Origin of the sequence: Brevibacterium sp. HMSC22B09 (assembly GCF_001806795.1) — a bacterium.
Taxonomy (GTDB): Bacteria; Actinomycetota; Actinomycetes; order Actinomycetales; family Brevibacteriaceae; genus Brevibacterium; species Brevibacterium ravenspurgense.
The window spans coordinates 22588-45887 of sequence record NZ_KV786023.1; the positions used below are offsets into that span (position 1 = coordinate 22588).

20 protein-coding genes are annotated in these 23300 nt (G+C 64.1%); 17 read left to right on the plus strand and 3 right to left on the minus strand.

The features are described 5' to 3' along the window. Positions 1–23: 23 nt before the first annotated feature. The gene (locus HMPREF3087_RS07655) at positions 24–422 is read right to left on the minus strand and encodes a hypothetical protein (RefSeq protein ID WP_070428716.1); all 399 of its coding nucleotides are present in this window, start codon (positions 420–422) and stop codon (positions 24–26) included. Positions 423–484: 62 nt separating this feature from the next. Next, on the minus strand, positions 485–832 hold the full coding sequence (locus tag HMPREF3087_RS07660; RefSeq protein ID WP_019174727.1) for a hypothetical protein: 348 nt from the start codon (positions 830–832) through the stop codon (positions 485–487). A gap of 38 nt (positions 833–870) precedes the next feature. On the opposite strand from HMPREF3087_RS07660, the gene HMPREF3087_RS07665 reads away from it, so the two are divergent. The 9 genes from HMPREF3087_RS07665 to HMPREF3087_RS07705 all read left to right on the plus strand — a co-directional run bounded on the left by HMPREF3087_RS07665 (position 871) and on the right by HMPREF3087_RS07705 (position 13127). Beyond that, positions 871–2100 (plus strand): cysteine desulfurase family protein, encoded by a 1230-nt coding sequence (locus tag HMPREF3087_RS07665; protein WP_083272097.1) that lies wholly within the window; start codon positions 871–873, stop codon positions 2098–2100. 118 nt (positions 2101–2218) lie between these two features. After that, on the plus strand, positions 2219–3373 hold the full coding sequence (mnmA, locus tag HMPREF3087_RS07670) for a tRNA 2-thiouridine(34) synthase MnmA (protein WP_062019348.1): 1155 nt from the start codon (positions 2219–2221) through the stop codon (positions 3371–3373). A 1-nt stretch (position 3374) separates the two neighbouring features. Then, positions 3375–5480 (plus strand): S9 family peptidase, encoded by a 2106-nt coding sequence (locus HMPREF3087_RS07675; protein WP_070428692.1) that lies wholly within the window; start codon positions 3375–3377, stop codon positions 5478–5480. Beyond that, on the plus strand, positions 5477–6562 hold the full coding sequence (locus HMPREF3087_RS07680; RefSeq protein ID WP_070428693.1) for a hypothetical protein: 1086 nt from the start codon (positions 5477–5479) through the stop codon (positions 6560–6562). Before HMPREF3087_RS07675 ends, HMPREF3087_RS07680 begins: the two co-directional genes overlap by 4 nt. Beyond that, positions 6559–8745 (plus strand): NAD-dependent DNA ligase LigA, encoded by a 2187-nt coding sequence (gene ligA / locus HMPREF3087_RS07685; RefSeq protein ID WP_070428694.1) that lies wholly within the window; start codon positions 6559–6561, stop codon positions 8743–8745. The genes HMPREF3087_RS07680 and ligA overlap by 4 nt, the downstream gene beginning before the upstream one ends. A 52-nt stretch (positions 8746–8797) precedes the next feature. Beyond that, a complete protein-coding gene (gatC, locus tag HMPREF3087_RS07690; RefSeq protein ID WP_019174733.1) occupies positions 8798–9103 on the plus strand; it encodes an Asp-tRNA(Asn)/Glu-tRNA(Gln) amidotransferase subunit GatC in 306 nt (101 codons plus the stop codon). A 1-nt stretch (position 9104) separates the two neighbouring features. Beyond that, positions 9105–10625: an Asp-tRNA(Asn)/Glu-tRNA(Gln) amidotransferase subunit GatA gene (gene gatA / locus HMPREF3087_RS07695; RefSeq protein ID WP_070428695.1), complete on the plus strand. Its 1521-nt coding sequence runs from the start codon at positions 9105–9107 to the stop codon at positions 10623–10625. Positions 10626–10636: 11 nt separating this feature from the next. Continuing rightward, positions 10637–12112 carry an Asp-tRNA(Asn)/Glu-tRNA(Gln) amidotransferase subunit GatB gene (gene gatB / locus HMPREF3087_RS07700; protein ID WP_019174735.1) on the plus strand — a complete coding sequence of 492 codons (1476 nt, stop codon included), beginning with the start codon at positions 10637–10639 and terminating at the stop codon, positions 12110–12112. A gap of 1 nt (position 12113) precedes the next feature. Beyond that, a complete protein-coding gene (locus HMPREF3087_RS07705; protein ID WP_070428696.1) occupies positions 12114–13127 on the plus strand; it encodes a hypothetical protein in 1014 nt (337 codons plus the stop codon). A 111-nt stretch (positions 13128–13238) separates the two neighbouring features. Here the strand turns inward: HMPREF3087_RS07705 and def are convergent, their stop codons facing one another. Further along, positions 13239–13838, minus strand: coding sequence for a peptide deformylase (def, locus tag HMPREF3087_RS07710; protein WP_061943383.1), 600 nt, complete (start codon positions 13836–13838; stop codon positions 13239–13241). Between the two features lie 314 nt (positions 13839–14152). Between def and cysK the strand changes: the two genes are divergently transcribed. The 8 genes from cysK to HMPREF3087_RS07750 all read left to right on the plus strand — a co-directional run bounded on the left by cysK (position 14153) and on the right by HMPREF3087_RS07750 (position 23290). Beyond that, positions 14153–15079, plus strand: coding sequence for a cysteine synthase A (gene cysK / locus HMPREF3087_RS07715; protein WP_070428697.1), 927 nt, complete (start codon positions 14153–14155; stop codon positions 15077–15079). Beyond that, positions 15079–15738, plus strand: coding sequence for a serine O-acetyltransferase EpsC (gene epsC, locus HMPREF3087_RS07720; RefSeq protein WP_061943377.1), 660 nt, complete (start codon positions 15079–15081; stop codon positions 15736–15738). Before cysK ends, epsC begins: the two co-directional genes overlap by 1 nt. 362 nt (positions 15739–16100) lie before the next feature. Beyond that, positions 16101–17264, plus strand: coding sequence for an LLM class flavin-dependent oxidoreductase (locus tag HMPREF3087_RS07725; RefSeq protein WP_070428698.1), 1164 nt, complete (start codon positions 16101–16103; stop codon positions 17262–17264). A gap of 2 nt (positions 17265–17266) precedes the next feature. After that, entirely contained in the window at positions 17267–17965 is a 699-nt protein-coding gene (locus HMPREF3087_RS07730) for an NAD(P)H-dependent oxidoreductase (RefSeq protein ID WP_070428699.1), read from the plus strand. Between the two features lie 159 nt (positions 17966–18124). Then, positions 18125–19057, plus strand: a complete 933-nt coding sequence (locus tag HMPREF3087_RS07735) for a 2-hydroxyacid dehydrogenase (RefSeq protein WP_070428700.1) — start codon at positions 18125–18127, stop codon at positions 19055–19057. Positions 19058–19136: 79 nt separating this feature from the next. Next, on the plus strand, positions 19137–20837 hold the full coding sequence (gene ilvD, locus HMPREF3087_RS07740) for a dihydroxy-acid dehydratase (RefSeq protein WP_070428701.1): 1701 nt from the start codon (positions 19137–19139) through the stop codon (positions 20835–20837). A 366-nt stretch (positions 20838–21203) separates the two neighbouring features. Then, positions 21204–22925: a carbon starvation CstA family protein gene (locus HMPREF3087_RS07745; protein WP_070428702.1), complete on the plus strand. Its 1722-nt coding sequence runs from the start codon at positions 21204–21206 to the stop codon at positions 22923–22925. Then, complete coding sequence (locus HMPREF3087_RS07750) at positions 22922–23290, plus strand: cory-CC-star protein (RefSeq protein WP_370919329.1); 369 nt, start codon at positions 22922–22924, stop codon at positions 23288–23290. The genes HMPREF3087_RS07745 and HMPREF3087_RS07750 overlap by 4 nt, the downstream gene beginning before the upstream one ends. Positions 23291–23300 lie beyond the last annotated feature (10 nt).

Genomic DNA, 23300 nt, shown 5'->3' on the forward strand with positions numbered 1-23300 from the left:
CTCGAGGTGCCGGGTCCGCCGGCTTAAGCCCCGTACTGCTGGGCGATGCGGTCTACGCGGATAAGCCACAGGATGCCGAGCACTGGCAGCACCAGCGGAACGAAGCCGTAGCCGATGCCGAAGCCTGACCACACGGTGGCTTCGGGGAAGAGCTCCGGCCTAACAAGGCTGAAGATGCCGACGGCAATAACTCCGACAAGTTCGATGAGCACCGAAACGACAGCAATCCGGTGGGCTGTGCGGTTGGCGATTGCCAAACAGACCGTCGCGACAATGTAAACAACAGCCGAAAACGCCGACAGGCTGTAGGCCAGCGGCGCACGGTCGAAGTGCGAAACAAGCTGGTAACCGGCCCGCGCGGATGCCGACAGCGCAAAGATGCCGTACACCGCGGTCAGGGCGCGCCCTGGCCCGGAGTGCATTGCAGAGTATGCGTGCGGCTTGGTGCCGGAAACTCCAGCGTTGTCAGCGTTTGCGTTCGTGTTCACAGCCAGATCTGGTCCATTCGAATAATCATGACGATGACGGTGGCGCCGGCTGCGGCCAGCACCCACGGGCCCCATTTGCTGGGCTCAATGTATCCCCACACCGCGGCTATCGGCACGAGGATGATTGCGGTCAGCACGTACCCGAAGAACAGCAGCGGGTCGGCATTTGTCTGCCCGAAAAGCACAATGCTGGTGACCAGCTGAACGATCAGCAGCAGAAGCACTGCACCTGCCCACCAGATCATTGCGATCGGTGCCGGACGGTTTCGCAGGGCCTGGATGGTGCCCCACAGGGCAAGCAGCCCGGCGGCCGCATATTGGGCATAGGTCAGGAACGCAATCACGCCTTAGAGTGTATCGCCGCGGTCGTTAGACTCGGTGTGTGCGTTCCTATTTCGACTATGCAGCGACATCGCCCATGCGCCCTACCGCGCTGAAGGCCTACACCGACGAACTGCAGAAAATCGGCAACCCATCGGCCCTGCATTCGCTGGGCCAGCAGTCACGCCTGCGCTTGGAGGATTCGCGCGAGGTGCTGGCTGGGGCGGTCGGCGCGTCGACCCCGGCCGAGGTGGTGCTCACCTCAGGCGGCACAGAAGCCGACAACCTGGCCATCAAGGGTCTGTTCTGGCATCGCAACGGCGTGCCGGCCGAAGGCACGGGCGCGCCAACACCCGCCCCTGAACTGTCGCACCCGATTATCATCACCACCCCGATTGAGCACAACGCCGTCCTCGACACCGCCGGCTGGCTTGAAACCCAAGGCGCGCAGGTGCTTCTGGTCGACGTTGACACCGACGGCGTCATCAAACTCGACCACCTGGAGGAGCTGCTGCGCGACCACGGCGACCGCACGGCCCTCGTGTCGATCATGTACGCCAACAACGAAATCGGCACTGTCCAGCCGATCAAGGAAGCGGCAGCACTCGCCAAGGCCGCGGGCGTTCCCATCCACACTGACGCGGTGCAGGCATTCGGCCAGCTGCCGCTGAACTTCGCCGATCTGGGTGTTGACGCGATGACTGTCACGGCCCACAAGATCGGCGGCCCGGTGGGCATCGGCGCTCTCATCCTGTCGCGCGACATCAAGGCGGTCCCCGTTCTGCACGGTGGTGGCCAGGAGCGCTCGCTGCGTTCGGGCACCCTTGATGTTGCAGGGGCTGCCGCTTTTGCCGCCGCCGCGCAGGAGGCAACGGGGGACATAGCTCACGAGGCGCCGCGCCTGTCTGGTCTGCGTGATCGGCTGATCGCCGGTATCGAGGACAGCGTCCCGGATGCTCACCTGTCAGGCCACCGTGAAGACCGGCTGCCGGGCAACGTCCACTTCACTTTCCCCGGAGCGGAAGCCGATTCCCTCCTGTTCCTGTTGGACGCGGCAGGTTTTGCCACCTCGGCCGGTTCGGCCTGCAGTGCCGGTGTCAACCGGCCCAGCCACGTACTCCTGGCCTGCGGACGCAGCGAAGACGAGGCCCGCTCATCCCAGCGGTTCACACTGGGCCACGGAACAACAGAAGAAGAAGTCGACAAGCTCATCGAAGTCCTGCCCGGTGTTGTCGAGCAGGCACGCAAAGCCGGCATGAACTCCGCCTACGACTGGAGCCAAGCCGACTGAGCCGCAGTTCGGAATAGAATCAATGGCCCAAACGCTGTAACAGCAGAGCTTTGTAACAGCAGGGCGCTGTAAGATCGCGGGCGCTTTCACAGCCAGCAGCCCAATCGAAGGAGGGACCGTGAAGGTACTGGCAGCCATGTCAGGCGGTGTGGACTCAGCTGTCGCCGCCGCACGAGCCAAAGACGCCGGACACGAAGTCGTCGGCGTGCACTTGGCGCTGTCGCGTATGCCCGGAACCCTGCGCACGGGGTCGCGCGGCTGCTGCACCATCGAAGACTCCCGCGATGCCGCCCGCGTTGCCGGCATGCTCGACATCCCGTTCTACGTGTGGGACTTCTCCGAGCGCTTCAAAGAAGACATCGTCGATGACTTCATCGCCGAATACTCACAGGGACGCACCCCCAACCCGTGTATGCGCTGCAATGAGCGCATCAAGTTCGCAGCCCTGCTCGACCGTGCGCTCGCCCTGGGCTTCGACGCGATTGCCACCGGCCACTACGCCGAAATCCAGTGGGTCGACGGCCACCCGCAGCTGCACCGCGGTCAGGACATGAACAAAGACCAGTCCTATGTGCTGGGCGTGCTGACAGAAGAGCAGCTGCGCCACTGCTATTTCCCCATTGGCGCCAGTGCCGCCAAGGCCGATGTTCGAGCCGAAGCTGCCGAACGCGGCTTCCCCGTGGCGAACAAGCCCGACTCCTACGACATCTGCTTCATCCCCGACGGCAACACAAAAGCGTGGCTGGCAGACAAGATTCCCATGCGCCCCGGTCTCATCAAAGACAAAGAGGGCGAAGTGCTGGGCGAACACGACGGCGCACAGTCGTACACCATCGGCCAGCGCAAGGGTCTGGGAATCGACAAGCCGACCGCCGACGGCAAACCCCGCTACGTGGTCGACGTCGACACCCGCACGAACACCGTCACGGTGGGCCAGAGGCCGGACCTTTCCATCACTCGCTTAACGGGCATCCGCACCACGTGGTGCGGTCAGCCGCCGGAAGGTGCCGGCAGCTCCGAAGATCAGGCCATGGAATGCGAAGTGCAGATCCGCGCCCACGCTGAACCGGTACCGGCCCGCATGTGGATGGGCGAATATCTGCCGGATCCGCCGGAAACCGAATTCAACGTTCCGCAGGCTCGGCCTGCCGGACAGCTGATGCACATCAGCGTCGACGAACCCCTAAGCGGTGTCGCACCCGGCCAGACGATGGTCGTCTACGACGGCACCCGGGTGCTCGGCCAGGCCACGATCGACCGCACGGCAGCCTGACATGACCGGCCAGTCTGCATCACCCGGTTCGCCGCTCACTTCGCCCATCACCGCCGAACTGGCAGCGGCCGGCACCAGGCCCATCGACCGAGCCCGCTTCGCTGCCGGCGGTGTGCTGTTCTCCCAGCGCAGAGCAGGCCAGCAGGGTGTCGGCATTTTCTTCAGCGAAGGCGAGGCTCAACCCCGCGACATCCTGCCGGAGAACCTGACGGCAGGTTCGCGCGTTCACGAATACGGCGGCGGCGCGTGGGACTGCGCAGACGACGGCACGATCGTGTTCGTCGACCGGGTTTCGCAGCGCCTCTACACGGTCACCCCTGGCACAGCCCCGCAGATGCTTACAGATGATTCCGCCGGCAGTGTGTTCTTTGGTGACATAACGGCAGCCCGCATCCCCTCAGCTGCCCCGACCGGCACCTCGTCAGCCCCTGTTTTCACCGCGGTACGTGAGTTCCGCGGCACGCACCCGCACGACGTTGTTCGAGACATCGTCCTCATCGACCCGAGCGCAGACACCCCTGTGCGCTCGCTTTTCCCCGCGGACTGGAAGGGGGAGGACCGCCCGCACTTTGTGGCGTATCCGCGGCTGTCCCCGGATGCACAGCACCTGGCGTTCATCGGCTGGGACCACCCGGATATGCCGTGGGATGCCACCCGCCTGTTGCTGGCTGACCTCGACCCGCAGACCCTCAAACCGCAGGGTTCGCCCGTGGCCATCCTGGGTGCTGAGAAGCGTCAGTCGATTCTTCAGCCCGAATGGCTCAGCCGCTCCACACTGACGGTCAGCACTGACGCTCGCGGCTCGTGGTCCGTGGTGAGCTTGGATGTGCGCGTGTTTCGGGATCGTGCGCTCGGCACTCCCGGAACTCCCGAGGCGGAGGTTGCCTCTGTTCTTGACGACCCCGGTGAGATCGGGGGTCCTCTCTGGACGCTGGGTTCACGCTGGTACCTGCCGGTGCTCGGCGGGCAGCGGATCGTGGCGACCGCCGCGCGCGACGGAATCTCGACCCAGCGCACTGCAGCGCTTTTGTGGGCCGACAGCCGCCCCGACTACCAGGGCAGCGGCCCCGTGGATTTCGAAGCCGACATCGACTGGGCCGAAATCGAAGACTTCCGCGACACCGTCGCCCTCATCCGCGCAGGCGGACGTAACCGGGTTGACGGCCTGTACACCTTCGACATCGCTTCAGGTGAGCTCGAACCGGTGGCCCTGTCGATCGTGCTGCCGGAGAGCTGGTCGGCTATCGCCGAATACCTGCCGCGGGCCGAAGTGCGCGAATACTCCGGCATTCAAGCTGTCTGGTACCCGCCGCGCAGGCCGGACAGTGCAGCGGAAGACGACCGCGGTGCGACCGGTGACCTCCACCTCGGCGGCGGTGCTGAACAGGCCCCACCGTGTGTGGCGTTTGTACACGGCGGCCCGACCTCGCGCGTTGTTCCGCGGGTGACGCTGCACCACGCGTACTTCACGTCCCGAGGGATTGCGGTCATCGACGTCAACTACCGCGGCTCGACCGGAATGGGACGGCAGTACCGCGAAGCGCTCAAGGGCCAGTGGGGCGTGCTTGACGTTGCCGACACCGTGACTGTCGCCCAGGGCTTGGCCGAAGACGGCCTCATCGACCCTGACCGCGTGGCCATCAGCGGCGGTTCCGCCGGCGGCCTGACGGTGCTGCAGGCGCTGACTACAACAGACGTCTTTGCCTGCGGAAGCTCGTATTACGGGGTTGTGGACCTGCGTTCGCTTGCCGAAGACACCCACGACTTCGAATCCCGCTACCTGGATGGGCTCGTGGGCGGTGGGGATCCCGAAACGCTGCGGAAAGCATCACCGCTGGCCCGCCTTGAGGACATCAGCGCACCCGTAGCCGTGTTCCAGGGCGAAAAAGACGCCGTCGTCCCGCCGAACCAAGCGCGCGCACTCATCGACGCACTGGAAAAGGCAAACCTGCCCTACGCCGCACGATTCTTCCCCAGTGAAGCCCACGGCTTCAGTGATCCCGAGGCCATCCGCACCTCGCTGGAAGAAGAACTGAGCTTCTACGGCCGCATCATGGGCTTCCCCGTTGACGTCCCGCCGGTGCAGCTGCGAGGACGCGGCAGGTGAACCTGACGGCCACAACCGGCGTGTGGGCCGGAACCGAACCGCGTGAAGCTTTCAGCGCCGCCGTCAGCGCATCTGGCGAAGGCCTGCCGGCCATCCCGCAGATCGCCCAGCCTGCCGAGGGCGGCACCCGCTGGGCGTTGGACTTCCTGGCACCGGCGGCGGGCATGCTCGACCTGCCCGTCGACCTCAGCCCCGCCGGCTGGCGGCTGGCCAGGGGAGAGGGCCGCGAACAGCGACTCAGCCGTTCTCACACCGCCCAAATCCTCGACGCCGTCGAAGAATACTGCGACGAACGCCCCACGTTCCTCACCCTGCCCGGGCCGTGGCACCTGATCCGCCACATGACACTGCCGACTGGGGCGCCCGTGCTGTCCGGCTTCGGTGCCGTGCGCGATGTCCTGCAGGCTTACGCTTTCGCTGTCCAGGCGCACCTTGCCGAGGTGGAGCGCAGGACCGGGCAGGCACCTCGGGTGCGGATTGTGGAGAGGCACCTGGACCCGATCCTCACCGGGTCAGTGCCGACCGACTCCGGGTTCCGGACCCTGCCCGCCCTGCCGGAGCAGGCAGTGTTCACAGGACTGCAGTCCTTCCTGGCCAGGTGCGGGGAGAGCCCGCTGCTGCACGTGCCGAAGCTTGCGACCGTGCGGATCGGCGGGAAGGACATTCGGCACGCTGATCAGCTGCTCGACATCGGTGCCCGGTCGATTGTTGTCGATCTGCCGGCTGGCTCTGGAGCGGCTCGGTCTGATGGGGCTGCTGTCGAGGTGGCGGCTGGTGATTCTCCGGCCGGTCTGGCCCGGTGGGAGCGGCTGGCTGAATGGGTTGATGCCGGGCACGAGGTGTGGCTTAACTTCCCGCACACCATCCAGCGGGCGCGGTTAAGTCAGACCCTGGCGCTAGTGTGGGAGCCGTGGCAGAGAATCGGCATGAGCCGCACCTCGGCAGCCCAGTTCGGTGTCCTGACCGGCCTTGCTGAACCGGCTTCTGCAGGTCTGCTGCCCTCACGGGCTGACACCGGCACATGCCGCAGCCTCATGGAGGCCGCAACGGATATTCACAACGCGCTGAAAGAAGAAGAATGAGCACCTATTCACCGGAACAGGCAGCCGAACGCGCTGCCCGGCTGCGCGCTGAAATCGAAGAACACCGCGAGGCCTACTACGTCCACGACGCCCCCACGATTCCGGATGCCGACTTCGATGCGCTCATGCGCGAACTCGAACAGCTCGAAGCCGATTTCCCGGAACTGGCTGCAGCAGATTCACCCACCCAGAAGGTCGGCGGCGGCGTTGACACAGAAGCCTTCGCGCCGGTCGACCACGTGGCCCGCATGTACTCACTGGACGACGTCTTCTCCGTCGAAGAACTCGACGCCTGGTTCGCCCGGGTCAAGCGCAGCGTTCCAGCCGGCACGCAGTTTCTGTCGGAAGTGAAGATCGACGGTCTGGCGTGCAATCTGCTCTACCGCGACGGCACACTGGTGCGCGCTGCCACGCGCGGTGACGGCTACACCGGCGAAGACATCACGGCGAACATCCGCACGCTGAAAGACATTCCGGTGGAATTGGACACTGACGCCCCGCCGGCGCAGGTCGAAATCCGCGGGGAGGTTTTCTTCCCGCTGAAAGACTTCGCTGATCTCAACGCGGGCCTCATTGACGCCGGCAAGGACCCCTTTGCCAATCCGCGCAACGCCGCAGCTGGTTCGCTGCGCCAAAAAGATCCCAAGGTCACAGCGCAGAGGCCGCTGCGCATGCTCGTCCACGGTGTTGCCGCCTGGGAGGCCGGTGAGGGCCAGGAACTGCCCAAGCGTCAGTCTGAGGTCTACGACATTCTAGGTTCGTGGGGCCTGCCCATTTCGCAGTACTACAAGCACTGCGAAACCGAAGACGACGTGCATGCCTACATCGAGCACTACGCCGAACACCGGCACGACCTCCTGCACGACATCGACGGCATCGTCATCAAAATCGACGACTTCGCGGTGCAAGAACAGCTGGGCTATACATCGCGAGCACCCCGCTGGGCGTGCGCGTACAAGTACCCGCCAGAAGAAGTCACAACAGAACTGCTCGACATCCGCGTGCAGGTGGGCCGCACCGGCCGGGTGACCCCGTTCGCCATTATGGAACCCGTCCTGGTGGACGGCTCGACGGTCGAAAAGGCCACTCTGCACAACGGCTACGAGGTCAAACGCAAGGGTGTGCTCATCGGCGACACCGTTATCCTGCGCAAAGCCGGCGACATCATCCCCGAAATCCTCGGGCCGGTGGTTGATAACCGCGACGGCACAGAAGTCGAATGGCACATGCCCACCCATTGCCCGGACTGCGGTACGGAACTGGTCGAACAGAAAGAAGGCGACCGCGACCTGCGGTGCCCGAACTCACAGACCTGCCCGTCCCAGGTGGCCAACCGCCTGTTCTATCTGGCTTCCCGGGCAGCACTCGACATCGAGGCCCTCGGCGAAGAAGCCTCGCTCGCACTGACCAACCCCCTGAGCCCGGACGAACCCCCGCTGCGCTCAGAAGCAGGCCTGTTCGACCTCAAGGCCGAAGACCTTGCCGATGTGTGGGTTGAACGCGAAGAAAAGAAGAACGGTGTGCCCACCGGCAACATCAAGCGCATCCGCTACTTCTACAACCAGCCCGAGTACTACACCTCAGGGCCGGACAAGGGCCAGATCAAAACCCCGGCTCAGCCGTCTGCGGGCACGCTGCGCATGCTCCAGGAAATCGAGGGGGCAAAAGACAGGCCGCTGTGGCGCGTGCTCGTTGCCCTGTCCATCCGCCACGTGGGCCCCACCGCCGCGCGGGCGCTGGCAGCTCACTTCGGATCAATGGAAGCGCTGCGGGCCGCCGACCTTGATGCTCTGACCGAGGTTGAAGGTGTGGGCACGACAATCGCCCAGTCGCTCCTTGACTGGTTCGAAGTCGACTGGCACGCAGAAATCGTCGACCGCTGGGCCGCCGCCGGGGTGTCAATGGCCGACGAGGTCGCCGAAAGTGCCGAAGAAGCCGGGCCGAAGCCGCTGGAAGGCAAAACGGTCGTGGCGACGGGCTCGCTCGAAGGCTACACGCGGGACTCCGTGAAGGAGGCCATCATCGTCGCCGGAGGCAAAGCCGCCAGTTCGGTCTCGAAGAAAACCGACTACGTTCTGGCCGGCGAAAAGGCCGGTTCGAAGCTCGCAAAAGCAGAAGAGCTCGGCATCACCGTGCTGACAGAAGAGCAGTTCAACGCGCTGCTGGCCGGAAAAGACGTCTGAGTCAGCGGAAGTACAATCAGACCAGCAGTTATATCAAGCAGAAAGGGTGACGATGTCGGAGGAATCCGCAATCACATCCGACCAGATTGCGCACTTGGCGCAGCTGTCGCGCATCGCCATGAGCGATGAAGAACTCACAGGACTCGCTGACGACCTCGGCACCATCATCGAGGCCGTCGCGCAGGTCAAGGAAGCAGTAGGGGAAGACACCCCGGCCACCAGCCACCCCATCCCGCTGACCAACGTCCTGCGCCCCGACGTCGTGGGCCCCGTGCTCACCCCCGAACAGGCTCTCTCCGGCGCTCCCGCGCAGGAAGACAGCAAGTTCCTCGTGCCGCAGATTCTGGGGGAGGACTGACATGGCCGATCTGACTCAGCTTTCCGCACTCGAACTCGCTGAAGGCCTCAAGGCCGGCGAATACAGCTCGACCGAAGTGACCCAGGCGCACCTGGACCGCATCGAAGCTGTCGAACCGCAGGTCAAGTCCTTCGTCACCGTCACCGCCGACACCGCTCTGGCGGCAGCGGCCGATGTTGACCGTCGCCGTGCGGCAGGCGAAGACCTCCCGCTGCTGGCCGGTGTGCCAATCACCCACAAGGACCTCGTGGCCACGGAAGGCATCCGCACCACCGCATCCTCGAAGATGCTCGAAGACTGGGTGCCGCCGTACTCCGCCACCGTCTACGAAAAGACGAAGGCCGCCGGCATGCCCATGCTCGGCAAGACCAACCTCGACGAATTCGCCATGGGCCAGTCCACCGAACACTCGGCGTTCGGCCCCACCCGCAACCCGTGGAACCTCGACCGGATCCCCGGCGGTTCTTCCGGTGGTGCGCTCGCCTCGCTGGCAGCATTCCAGACGCCCCTGGCACTGGGCACCGACACCGGCGGGTCCATCCGCCAGCCGGCTGCCTTCACCGGCACCGTCGGCATGAAGCCCACCTACGGTTCAGTTTCCCGCTACGGCATCATCGCCATGGCAAGCTCGCTGGACACCGTGAGCCCGTCGGCGCGCACGGTTGCCGACACCGCGGCCTTCCACCAGATGCTGGCCGGTCATGACCCACTGGACTCGACGTCCCTGCCGGACGAAGTCCCGGACTTCCTCGCAGCTGCCAAGCGCGGTGCCGAAGAAGGGCTGAAGGGCAAGCGCCTGGGCGTTATCCGCCAGCTGCTCAGCGACGACACCTCAGAGTCTGTGCGCGCTCAGTTCCAGGCCGCCGCCCACGAAGCCCAGAAGCAGGGTGCAGAAATCGTCGAAATCGACGTGCCCAGCCTCGGCTACGCGGTGCAGGCCTACTACATCCTCATGTCGTCGGAAGTGTCGTCGAACTTGGCTCGCTACGACGGCATGCGCTTCGGCCTGCGGGTCGAACCCGAAGAAGGCCCCGTCACCGCTGAAACCGTGATGGCTGCCACTCGTGCCGCCGGTTTCGGCAAGGAAGTCAAGCGACGCATCATCATGGGCACCTACGCCCTGTCGGCAGGGTTCTTCGACGCGTTCTACGGCTCAGCGCAGAAGGTGCGCACCCTCATCCAGCGCGACTTCGCCCAGGCCTTCGAACAGGTCGATGCGCTCATCGCACCCACCACGCCGAACACCGCGTGGGAATTCGGTGCGGAAAACCGCCTGAGCCCCATGGAGATCTACCTGTCAGACGTCACCACGATCCCCGCGAACCTCGCGGGCATCCCCGCCATGAGCCTGCCGGCCGGCCTGGCAGACGACGGCCTGCCCGTCGGTCTGCAGCTGCTGGCACCGGCCAGGGCCGATGAGCGTCTGTACCAGATCGGTTCGGGCTTCGAAGCCGCGCTGAACGCAGCTCGCGGCGGCAGTGTGCTCGACAACATCCCCGCACTCGCAGCGGACAAGAACTGAGGAGCGGAAACATGAACTACGAAGAAGCCGTATCTAAATACGATCCGGTCCTCGGCATCGAAGTCCACGTTGAACTCGGCACCGAGACCAAAATGTTCGACGCCGCCCCGAACACCTTCGGCGGCACCGCAAACGCCAACGTGACCCCCACCTCGCTCGGCCTTCCCGGATCGCTCCCGGTGGTCAACGAAAAGGGTGTCGAATCGGCCATCAAGATTGGCCTGGCACTGGGCTGCGAGATCGCCGAATCGTGCCGTTTTGCGCGCAAGAACTACTTCTACCCGGACCTCGCGAAGAACTTCCAGACCTCGCAGTCTGACGAACCGATCGCCTACGACGGTTCGGTCGAAGTTGAACTCGAAGACGGCGAAATCGTCACGGTCCCGGTTGAGCGCGCCCACATGGAAGAAGACGCCGGCAAGAACACCCACGTGGGCGGTTCCGGCCGTATCCAGGGTGCCGAATACTCGCTGGTCGACTACAACCGCGCGGGTGTTCCGCTGGTCGAAATCGTCACCCGTCCCATCGAGGGCACCGGCGCACGCGCACCGGAAGTCGCAGCCGCCTACGTGCGCACACTGCGTGACATCTTCCGCGCCCTCGGAGTGTCCGAAGCTCGCATGGAGCAGGGCAACGTGCGCGCCGACATCAACGTGTCGCTGCGCAAGTCGCCGGATGCGCCACTGGGCACGCGCACCGAAACCAAGAACGTCAACTCGTTCCGCTCGATTGAGCGTGCGGTGCGCTACGAGATCGTCCGCCAGGCCGAACTGCTTGATGCCGGCGAATCAATCCTGCAGGAAACCCGCCACTTCCACGACGAAACCGGTGAAACCTCGCCCGGTCGCGAAAAGTCGGATTCCGATGACTACCGCTACTTCCCGGAACCGGACCTCGTGCCAGTTGTGCCGTCGCGCGAATGGGTTGAACAGCTGCGCGCCGAACAGCCCGAACTGCCCACGGCAAAGCGTCGTCGTCTCATTGGCGAATGGGGCTTTTCCGACCTCGAAATGCGCGATGTCATCAACGCCGGGCTGCTCGAAACGATCGAAGCGACCGTCGCCGCCGGTGCCAAGCCGCAGGGTGCGCGCAAATGGTGGACCGGTGAAATCGCCCGCCAGGCCAAGCAGCAGGACGTCGAACCGGAAACCCTCGTGGCTCCGGCTCAGGTTGCCGAACTCGAAAAGCTCATCGCAGACGGCAAGCTGAACGACAAGCTGGCCCGCAAGGTCCTCGACGGCGTCATCGCCGGTGAGGGTGACCCGCAGGCGGTCATGGAAGCCAAGGGCCTGGAAATCGTCAAGGACGATGGCGCGCTCGAAGCCGCCGTGGACGCCGCGATTGCCGATAACCCTGATGTTGTCGAGCGCATCAAGGGCGGTCACATGCAGGCCATCGGCGCCCTCATGGGTCCCATTATGAAGGCCACCCGCGGGCAGGCTGACCCCAAGCAGGCACGCGAACTCATCATGAAGAAGATCGGCTGATATGACTGCGCGCTGGCGGAAACTGTGGGAACGCGAACTGGGCTCAACCGTGCCCAGCTACCGCTTCCTGGTGGCAGATTCCGTCAGCGAATCAGTCACCCGCGCGTGGAAGGCCCGCGGGTACGAACTGGCAAGCACTTCCGGCAGCACCAAGGCACTCGGCCCGCTCATGCACCGGAACGTGCTTGCCAGTCGCGCCGTTTTCATCGGCACAACAACCGTCGGCGGGATCGTCACGGGAGGACTGGCGTTCCTTACCGGCGTTGCCTCGCTCATCGTCGGTGACCTCGTGGATCCCGGCGCAATCCTCACCGGACTGTCAGCCGCCGGCACGCTCGGCACATCCGGGTACACGGGTGCGCGCTACCTACGGGATCCCAAGCGGCTGAACAAGAAGGCGTTGGAAGACGCACAGAACGCTATGTGGCTTACCCCTCAGGCGCTCGGCTATTCCTTTGGGCGGCAGGACACCGATGAACAGCGGCTGTTCCACCTGACCGTGCACATCGCACAGCAGATCAGCCGCACCCCAGCCTGGAACGACCCCGTGCTGGAAGACCACGTGTCTCACATCGATCTTGACCACGCCGTGTCGACGATCGGTGTGCGGCTGCAGGAAATCTTCCTGCTGCGCAGCGAACTCGAATCTCTGCGCGATAGGCGAACCGCACCGCAGATCGACGCCTATCAAGAACAGCTTGCCGCGGCATTCCGTTCGATTGCCGACCGTGTGACCGCAATGCACGACTACCTGGGCGGTCTGGGCCGCCTGTCGGTCAAACTCAGCGAACTGCAGCGCAGCGAACAGTCTCGTGAAATCGGGGAACGTGTGCTCGACGTGGTCGCTCGCACCGCTGCTGATGACGCTGCATTGACCAACCTCGAGCACCTGGGGCTGGCGGCAGATTCGCACGTCGAATCCATCCAGCAGCTGCTGGGTGAACTTGAAAGCTCAGCCGCGGAATTCAGTGGGGAAGCTGAGGCGGTGGGGCTCGACCGCGAACTCGACAGGTAACCGAACCCCGCAGGTAACGCGAAACCGGCAGGGGAGCGGCGCCTCGTCAGCCAACAGAACCCCGCGGATACCCGCGGTCAGGCGTGCAGTGGTGAGCGGCGCCTGGTCAGATCAGTCCAGGTCTTCGTCGACAGCTTCGTGCCCGAACGGGTCGGGGTCGGTGCCCGGCAGCCACGACAGGCCCGGTTCGCCGTAGCCGAATTCAGCTTTGGCACGCGTCCACTTCTTAGCCCAGCGCTTATCCAGGCGGTCAACGTAGAGCGTGCCCTGCAGGTGATCGAATTCGTGCTGCATGATGCGGGCAAACCAGCCTTCAGCGCTCAAGGAAATGCGCTCACCGTTTTCATCAAAGCCGTTGACCGTCACCTTGTTTGCGCGCTTAAGGGGAAAGTCCAAGCTCGGCACAGACAAGCAGCCTTCGGATTCCGTGTCCGGGTGCGGGCGGCTGTCGGGGATGCGCGAAGCCGTGAGAATCGGGTTGATGAACACTCCGCGGCGACGGCGGCCCTCAACTTCGTCATCCGCGTCATAGACGAAGATCTGCTTGCCAACGCCGATCTGCGGGGCGGCCAAACCCACGCCATTGGACACCTTCAGCGTTTCGAACATGTCTGCGACGAGAGTGCGCAGATCATCATCGAAATCGACAACGGGATCGGCTTTGCGGTGCAGAACAGGTTCGCCGTACACGACGATCGGATGAATTGCCATGCGCTCATCCTATCGACAGGCACTGACACGGGCAGGACATCCACCCGCGCCGACAAGGGAGCGAATTGTCCGGTGGGGAAGCGCAGTCTGGCGCATGGGCTACATGCTCACAGGCTGTGATGTGCCCCTCATCGGCCGTCCCCGGTTGTGCTGTCGCGAAGTCGACGGGCCATAATCGGGAATATATGTCCGGTCAGCTCTGTTATCCGGACTGAAGATCAGCAGCTGAAGCCATTGGCTGGTGTGTCACGTGTAAAAGCGGGACTGCCGGCAGCAGTTCCGTGAACCTTTTCGAATCAACTCAAAGGAAAGCTGTGACTGTTTACAACAGTGTTTCGGAACTCGTCGGCAAAACACCCCTCCTGCGTCTTAAGCACGCCAGTGAGCGCACCGGTGCTGAAATCCTCGCCAAGCTCGAATACTTCAACCCCGCCAACTCGGTGAAAGACCGCATCGGCGTTGCCATGATCGACGCCGCTGAGGAAAGCGGCCAGCTCAAGCCCGGCGGCACGATCGTCGAAGCCACCTCGGGCAACACCGGCATCGCCCTGGCCATGGTCGGAAGCTCGCGCGGCTACCGCGTTGTGCTGACCATGCCGGAATCCATGTCGATGGAACGTCGCGCTCTGCTGCGCGCATTCGGTGCTGAACTCGTTCTGACCCCCAAGGCCGACGGCATGAACGGCGCTGTCAGCAAGGCCAAGGAAATCGCTGAAGAAACCGGCGGTCTGCTGGCTTCGCAGTTCGCCAACCAGGCCAACCCCGAAAAGCACTACGCCACCACCGGCAAGGAAATCCTCGAAGACGCCGGCACGGTCGACATCTTCGTTGCCGGCATCGGCACCGGCGGCACCATCACGGGTGCTGGCCGCGCTCTGCGCGAAGCCAACCCGGACGTGAAGATCGTCGCTGTCGAACCGGAAGCTTCACCTCTTCTGTCCGAAGGCCAGGCTGGACCCCACGCCATTCAGGGCATTGGCGCGAACTTCGTTCCCGAGGTTCTCGACACCGAGCTCTACGACGAAGTCCAGACAATCGGCAACGAAGAAGCTCTCGAGGCTGCACGCCGCGTGGCTCGTGAAGACGGCACGCTCGTGGGCATCAGCGCAGGTGCTGCTCTTGCGGCAGCCGAAAAGGTTGCATCGCGTCCGGAAAACGCCGGCAAGAACGTCGTCATCATCTTCCCGGACCTCGGTGAGCGCTACCTGTCGACGCCGCTGTTCCAGGAATACATGCACTGATGAGCCGACTCCTCAAAGGTGCGCTGCTGGCCGGCAGCGCGGCACTCAGCACGGCCGCCGCGGTCGGTTTGTCTAAGCCGAACGTGCGGGCGACTGTGCGCGAAGACCTCGACAATGCCCGCCGCCGTGACCCCGCGGCGACGAACGATGTTGTCACTGCGCTGAGCTACCCGGGCCTGCACGCCATTTGGGCGCACCGGGGGATTCACCGACTGTGGAACAGGCCCGGTGGCAAGGCTCCTGCACGTCTGCTGTCGCAGGCTGTGCGGGCGCTGACCGGTATTGAAATCCATCCGGGTGCCACCATCGGCCGGCGGTTCTTCATTGACCACGGCAGCGGTGTTGTTATTGGTGAGACAGCTGAAATCGGCGACGACGTCATGCTGTACCACCAGGTGACTCTCGGCGGGACGTCCACCGAGGCCGTCAAGCGTCACCCCACCATCGGCAACGATGTGCTCATTGGCGCCGGAGCTGTTGTGCTGGGGCCCGTTGAGGTTGGCGATGGTTCTTCGGTCGGTGCGAACGCTGTCGTTGTGGGCGATGTTCCTGACGGCACGATCGCCGTTGGCATTCCTGCCAAGATCAAACGCCCCAAGGAGCGCCACGTCCCCACCCACGGCGAGGTGGAACTGGTCGATCCCGCCATCTGGATCTGATCTGGACGCGGTTTTGTGAGTGGGTCACGCGGTGAGGTGATTCGTTTCAGCGGCTGTGGCCCCTGTCTTACGGCAGGGGCCACAGCCGTTTGTGGGATCGAACCAATAGTCCAGCATCAAGGTGACGGCCCCGGGGAGTGGTGCGGCGCCTCGTCATCGCGCCCTGCCACACGCTTTAGCAACGAAAACTCCCGTTAGCAGTGGTTGCTAAGGCGCGGATTCCGGCTAACGGGTGGCTCGCCGGAATGAACTCACGAGGTGGAGGTCAGGCTGACCTGCTGGGTCGGGAATTTTCCCCCGGCACCTCCCCGTTAGAATGGTTGACAGTTCAATCAACTCAATCTGAGTCTTAGGAGCGCACTGTGGAATTCGGAATCTTCACCATCGGTGATGTCACCCGCGACCCCGTCAACGGCGCCATTCCCACCGAGCACGAACGGCTGATGAGCACCGTGAAGATCGCCGAACACGCAGAAGCCGCCGGGCTCGACGTCTTCGCAACCGGCGAGCACCACAACCCGCCGTTCGTCGCCCCGGCCAACCCGACAGTCCTCTTGGCGCACCTGGCCGCGCGGACCGAGAAGATCCACCTGAGCACCTCGACGACCCTCATCACAACCAACGACCCCGTCCGGCTGGCCGAAGACTACGCCTACCTGCAGCACCTGGCTGGCGGACGCATCAGCCTCATGATGGGCCGCGGCAACACCGGACCCGTCTACCCGTGGTTCGGCCAGGACATCCGTGAAGGTATCCCGCTGGCAGTCGAAAACTACGCACTGCTGCACCGCCTGTGGCGCGAAGAGAACGTCAACTGGGAAGGCCGTTTCCGCACGCCGCTGCAGGGATTCACGGCAACTCCGCGCCCACTGGACGACATCCCGCCGTTTGTGTGGCATGGCTCTATCCGCTCGCCCCAGATTGCCGAACAGGCCGCCTACTACGGCGACGGCTTCTTCCACAACAACATCTTCTGGCCCACATCCCACACCGCGCGTATGGTCAACCTCTACCGCCAGCGCTACGAGTACTACGGCCACGGCAAGGCCGAACACGCAATCGTCGGATTGGGCGGCCAAGTCTTCATGCGCAAGAACTCACAGGACGCGGTCAATGAATTCCGCCCCTACTTCGACAACGCCCCCGTGTACGGCCACGGGCCCAGCCTGGAAGAGTTCTCCACGCAGACACCGCTGACAGTCGGCAGCCCGCAGCAGGTCATCGAACGCGCCCTCAGCTTCCGCGACTGGGCAGGCGACTACCAGCGCCAGCTGTTCCTCATCGACCACGCGGGCCTGCCGGAGAAGACCGTGCTCGAACAGATCGACATCCTCGGCGAAGAAGTCGTCCCGGTCCTGCGCCGCGAATTCGCAGCCATGCGCCAGCCCGGCGTTCCTGAAGCGCCAACGCACGAATCACTCATGGCTCGCCGTGCAGCAGGAGAAGACCCCATTCCCGGTGGCGGACCGAACTCCAAGGCCGCTCAGGAACATGCACGCGCTGCCGAAGAACACCAGGAGGGCTGACCGTGAAGATCACAGCGCTGACAGTCTCACTGTCCGAATCGAGCACCAGTAACCGGCTGGCGCAGAGGATTCTCGATGCAGCGGCAGAGCTAGCAACAGAAGCCGCGCCAGAAACCGCGGCAGCAGACCCACAAGCGACAGCCCCATTCGAAACCGAGATCATCAACCTGCGCGAGTTCTCCCACCAGCTGGTTGATTCCATGCTCACCGGAGTGCCATCGGACGAGCTCGACGAGGTCTACGCCAAACTCCGCACTTCTGACGCTGTGGTTCTCGCAGCGCCCGTTTACAACGCCGCACCCATTGGGCTGCTGACCATGTTCCTGCAGCTGTTCCCCGAGGCCGGTCTGCGCGGCATCCCCGTCTTGCTTGCCTCAACCGGCGGCACCGCCCGCCACTGCCTGGCCATGGATCATCACATTCGGCCCCTCATCGCCTACCTCAAAGGGCTTGCCCTGCCGACGACGGTCTTCGCCGCCACCGACGACTGGGGACTGCCGGAAGAACAGACCGGCATGCGCAGGCGGATCGAGGCGGCAGTTGAGGAACTGCTGGAACTCACCTCGGGAAGCAGGCAAGGTGCCGGAAACTCACGAGGTGCCAGCACCTCGGGCGCCCACGGCACCTCGCGCCGTGTGGAACCGGTCGATGAGTTCGACCCGAACACCATCACCCCGTTCGACCAGCTGCTCGGCCGCTGAACCGGGGCAAGGGAGCGGCGCCCAGCCGCAGTCAAACGAGAAGCTGAGCTCCACCTCGGGAGCCCCGCCTCGGTAGCCGCGCCCCGTCAACCCAACCAGCCCTGTCCGCCTTGTGAACTGGGCCCGGACGAAACTCAGCCAGGCTGACACAATGAGGCCATGAGCACGATCACAAAAATCGCCTTTCCGGACCCCGACCTTCTTGACGATGTGCGCTCGCGTCTGAGCGAAAGCGCCCGCAGTGCCCTGGACCTGCGTGTGTGGTCGGCTGAACATCCGGACTCCGACCCAGCGGATCTCGACGCTGTGATCCTGCCCTATCTGGGTGCGGAGGAGACCGTCGCGAAGCTGGATGACATCAACGACCTCAAGCTCGTCCAGGCACAGACCACCGGCTACGACGTGGTCAACCACCTGGTCGGCAAGGTCACCGTCACCACCGGTGCGGGAGCGCACGCGGCAGCGACCGCGGAACTTGCCGTCGCCCTCGTTCTGGCGCGGCTGCGGGGGCTCGACGAGGCGGCGCGCAATCAGCTGACCGGCACTTGGGACCACCAGCGCCGCCTTTCCCTGGCAGACAGGAAAGTCACCCTGCTGGGTGTCGGCGGCATCGGCGAGGAAATCCGCCGCCGCCTGGAGCCGTTCGAAGTTGAGATCACCCGTGTGGGCAGCCGCGCCCGGGAAGACGAACACGGCACGGTCTACGGCAACGACGACCTCGCGGAGATCTTGCCGAACACGGAAGTCCTCATCATCGTCACGCCCCTGAACGAACACACCGAAGGCATGGTGAACGCGGAATTCCTCGGACAGCTGCCCGACGGTGCGCTCGTGTGCAATGTGGGCCGCGGCAAGATCGTCGACACGGACGCGCTGCTCGCTGAGCTCGAATCGGGCCGACTGCACGCCGCGCTCGATGTTGTCGACCCCGAACCGCTGCCGGAAGACCATCCGCTGTGGAAGGCGCCCAACACGCTCATCGCCCCGCACGTCGGCGGCAACACGAGCGCTTTCTTCCCGCGGATCCTGGGGATCCTCACGGAGCAGCTCGAACGGATTGCCGCGGGCGAGGAGCCGCTCAACAAAGTCTGAACCTGCTGGTACGCACCCCGCCTGTCCGAATAGTGCACACGTTCTCCAGCATGTGGACAAGAGGATCTAGACTGCGCTTATGAGCGAAACACCAGATATCAAGCCGCGTTCGCGCGACGTAACGGACGGACTCGAGCGCGCCGCTGCCCGCGGCATGCTGCGGGCAGTTGGAATGGGCGACGAGGACTGGGAAAAGCCGCAGATCGGTGTGGCCAGTTCGTGGAACGAAATCACCCCCTGCAACCTCACCCTGGAAAAGCTCGCCGGATTCGCCAAAGAAGGCGTCCACGCTGCCGGCGGCTACCCGCTGGAGTTCGGCACGATTTCCGTGTCCGACGGCATTTCCATGGGCCACGAGGGCATGCACTATTCGCTGGTGAGCCGCGAAATCATCACCGACTCGGTGGAAACCGTCTTCGGTGCTGAGCGCCTGGACGGCTCAGTTCTCCTGGCCGGCTGTGACAAGTCGATTCCCGGCATGCTCATGGCGGCAGCCCGCCTGGGCCTGTCGAGCGTGTTCCTCTACAACGGCTCGATCATGCCGGGTACTGCAAAGCTGTCGGACGGCACCGAAAAGGAAGTCACCCTCATCGACGCCTTCGAGGCGGTCGGCGCCTGCCGTGCCGGCAAGATGACCGAAGCCGATGTCGACGCCATTGAACGCGCTGTCTGCCCTGGTGAAGGTGCGTGCGGCGGTATGTACACCGCCAATACGATGGCCTCGGCCGCCGAAGCCATGGGCATGTCGCTGCCTGGTTCGGCAGCCCCGCCGGCCATCCACACCAACCGCACGCTCTTCGCCCGCGCATCGGGCGAGGCTGTTGTCGAGCTGCTGCGCCGCGGCATCACCACCAAGGACATCATCACCTACGAATCGATCTGCAACGCGATCGCCGTGACGATGGCCTTCGGCGGTTCGACCAACGCGGTGCTGCACCTGCTGGCTATCGCCCACGAAGCCGGTGTTGACCTTTCGCTTGATGACTTCAACCGCATCGGCGACAAGGTCCCGCACCTGGGCAACGTCAAGCCCTTCGGTGACTACGTCATGAACGACGTCTTCAAGATGGGCGGCGTGCCCGTGGTCATGAAGGCGCTGCTGGATGCCGGTCTGCTGGAGGGCGACTGCATGACGGTCACCGGCAAGACGGTTGCCGAGAACCTCAAGGCCATCAACCCGCCGGACCCGGACGGCAAGATCGTCCGCGCTATGAGCAACCCCATCCACAAGACCGGTGGTCTGACGGTGCTCACCGGTTCGCTGGCACCGGAGGGTGCGGTCGTGAAGTCGGCAGGCTTCGACGCCGACGTCTTCGAGGGCACCGCGCGCGTCTTCGACCGCGAACAGGCCGCAATGGACGCCGTTCTGGAAGGCAAGCTCAAGGCCGGCGACGTCATCATCATCCGCTACGAAGGCCCCAAGGGCGGCCCGGGTATGCGCGAAATGCTCGCCATCACCGGTGCCATCAAGGGTGCGGGCATCGGCAAGGACGTTCTGCTCATCACCGACGGCCGCTTCTCGGGTGGTTCAACCGGTCTGTGCATCGGCCACGTCGCACCGGAAGCCGTTGACGGCGGACCGATCGCCTTTGTCGAAGACGGCGACAAGATCACCGTCGACATCGCCGCCCGTTCGATCGACCTGCACGTCGATCAGGCCGAACTCGACCGTCGTCGCGAAAACTGGACGTTGCCGGAGAACCCGCGCCTGCACGGCACGCTCGGCAAGTACGCCAAGCTGGTCCGCTCGGCTGCGCTGGGGGCCGTCACGACGGACTAAGTCACGTCAGGGGAGTGCCGCACACGCTCCCGAGGTGCCTGCTGTTCGGGGTTCGCCCAAGGTGCCAAGGCTGCGGGCGCTGGCGGGCGCCTCGGCGGCGGTTCCGGCAATCGACGTGATGGAATTCGTAATCAGATCGTGATCAGGTAACTGGGATACAACTCACAGAAACGATGGCAATTCAGTTATGATTCCTCGCATATCGCAGAGCGTTTATGCATCTAAATGGTGCGTAAACGCGCATGCGATGGTGTTTGATCGTGGGCTGCTCATGCGATGACATATGCGGTGTGGCGCCGAGTGTCGACGCCGCCCAAGACAATGACCGCCACTACGGCCAATGGGGGCCGCGGGAGACGACCGTAGATGAACTCACTCGTCATCATGTTTATTGGCCTGGTAATGATCCTGGCCGGCTATTTTCTTTACTCCAAGTTCCTCGCCAAGAAGGTCTACCAGCTTGACGAGCACGCCATCACCCCCGCGCACGCGCAACGCGACGGCGTCGACTTCGTGCCCACCAACAAGTGGGTGCTGTGGGGACACCACTTCACCTCGGTAGCGGGGGCGGCGCCCATCACGGGTCCCGCGGTCGCCATGATCTGGGGCTGGCTGCCGGCATTCCTGTGGGTGACCATCGGTACGGTGTTCTTCGCCGGCATGCACGACTTCGGTGCGCTGTGGGCCTCGACCCGTAACAAGGGCCGCACGATCGGCGATCTGGCCAAGCGCTACATCGGTGGTCGGGGCTCGCTGCTCTTCACCGTCGTTATCTTCCTGCTCATCATCATCGTCAACGCGGTGTTTGCCTCGATCATCGCCGGCCTGCTCGTCACCACACCGACCGCAGTCATCCCGACCTGGGGTGCGATCGCCATCGCGCTGTGCATCGGTCAGGCTATCTACCGCCTCAAGTGGAACCTGCCGATCGTCTCGATCGTCGGCGTCGTCGCTCTCTACGCGCTCATCATCCTGGGCGACATGTTCCCGATCGTCCTGCCCGAAACCGTCATGGGCATGTCCGCACAGGCGTTCTGGATCGTCGTCCTCTTCCTCTACGCGGGCGTCGCCTCTCTCTTGCCGGTGTGGATGCTGCTCCAGCCGCGTGACTACATCAACGGCCTCCAGCTGTTCATCGGCCTGGGCATCCTCTATGCCGCAATCATCATCTCCGCGCCGACGGTCCTCCTCGACCCGGTGGCTTCGGAACTGCCCGCCGGCCAGGCACCCATCTGGCCGCTGCTCTTCGTGACCGTCGCCTGTGGCGCGATCTCCGGCTTCCATGGCGTGGTCGCCTCGGGCACCTCGTCCAAGCAGCTCGACAAGGAAACCGACGCCCGCTTCGTTGGCTACTTCGGTGCTGTGGGCGAAGGCCTGCTCGCGCTCGGTACGATCATCGCCGTGTCCTCCGGCTTCAAGGCCATAGGTGACTTCCAGGAGGCCTACGCGAACGGCGGAATCGGCGCTTTCGTCTCCGGCGGTGGCAACATCCTCAACGAGGGACTCGGCATCCCACTGAGCCTGTCCGCAACGGTCCTCGCGACAATGGCCATCCTCTTCGCCGCAACGACGATGGACACCGCCGTACGTCTGCACCGCCTCATCATTGCGGAAATCGGCGCGCAGATGGGCGTGAAGATCACCCCGGTCGTCGGCACGATTATCGCGCTCGCCCTGGGCCTCGGCCTGGCATTCGGTGCGGGTGAGGGCGGAGCCGGCGACGGCGGCATGATCCTGTGGCCGCTCTTTGGTACGACAAACCAGATCCTGGCGGTGCTCACGTTGTCCGTCCTGGGCGTCATGCTGTTGCGCAAACGCAGGCCGGTCCTGCCGATTCTCATCCCGCTCCTCTTCGTCTTCACCATGACGTTCTGGGCACTGGTGATCCAGCTTGGGCAGTTCTTCACCGCGCAGAACTGGCTGCTGCTGGGCTTGGGCTCCGCGATCTTTGTGGCCGCGCTCTGGACCGTCATCGAATCGGTGTCGTCCATGGTTAAGGCTGGACAGAGCGATCCCGAACCCGAAGGCGAGGATCCGGTCGAGCGGCGCACCGTCGCCGATTCCCCGCAGGAAACCGGCTCCAAGTGACCGATAACTCGCCCCAGCCTGCGGGCTGTGATTCGTCGGGCGGGCAGGCGTCCCAGAACGGGACGCCCGCCCGCCAGCACGGTGGGTTGCGATGCCGCGTCGAAGAGCTTCGGCGCGGCATCGCCGCATTCACCGAGGGGCTCGGAGAGTACTACTACGGCCCCTACCGACAGGCCCTCGCTCGGGCTCAGCGCGACGAGGATGACCTATTCATGCTCTACGTGTGTGGCGAGGCACTCGGAATCCCCAACCCCGCCAGCGCCTACACGATGGAGCTCTACCCGATCGTGCTCGAGGAGTTCCACGCCTGGCATACCCGCATGGGCATGGACCGCCCGCCCACGGATGGCATCAAGTGTTGTTAGGAGGCCACTA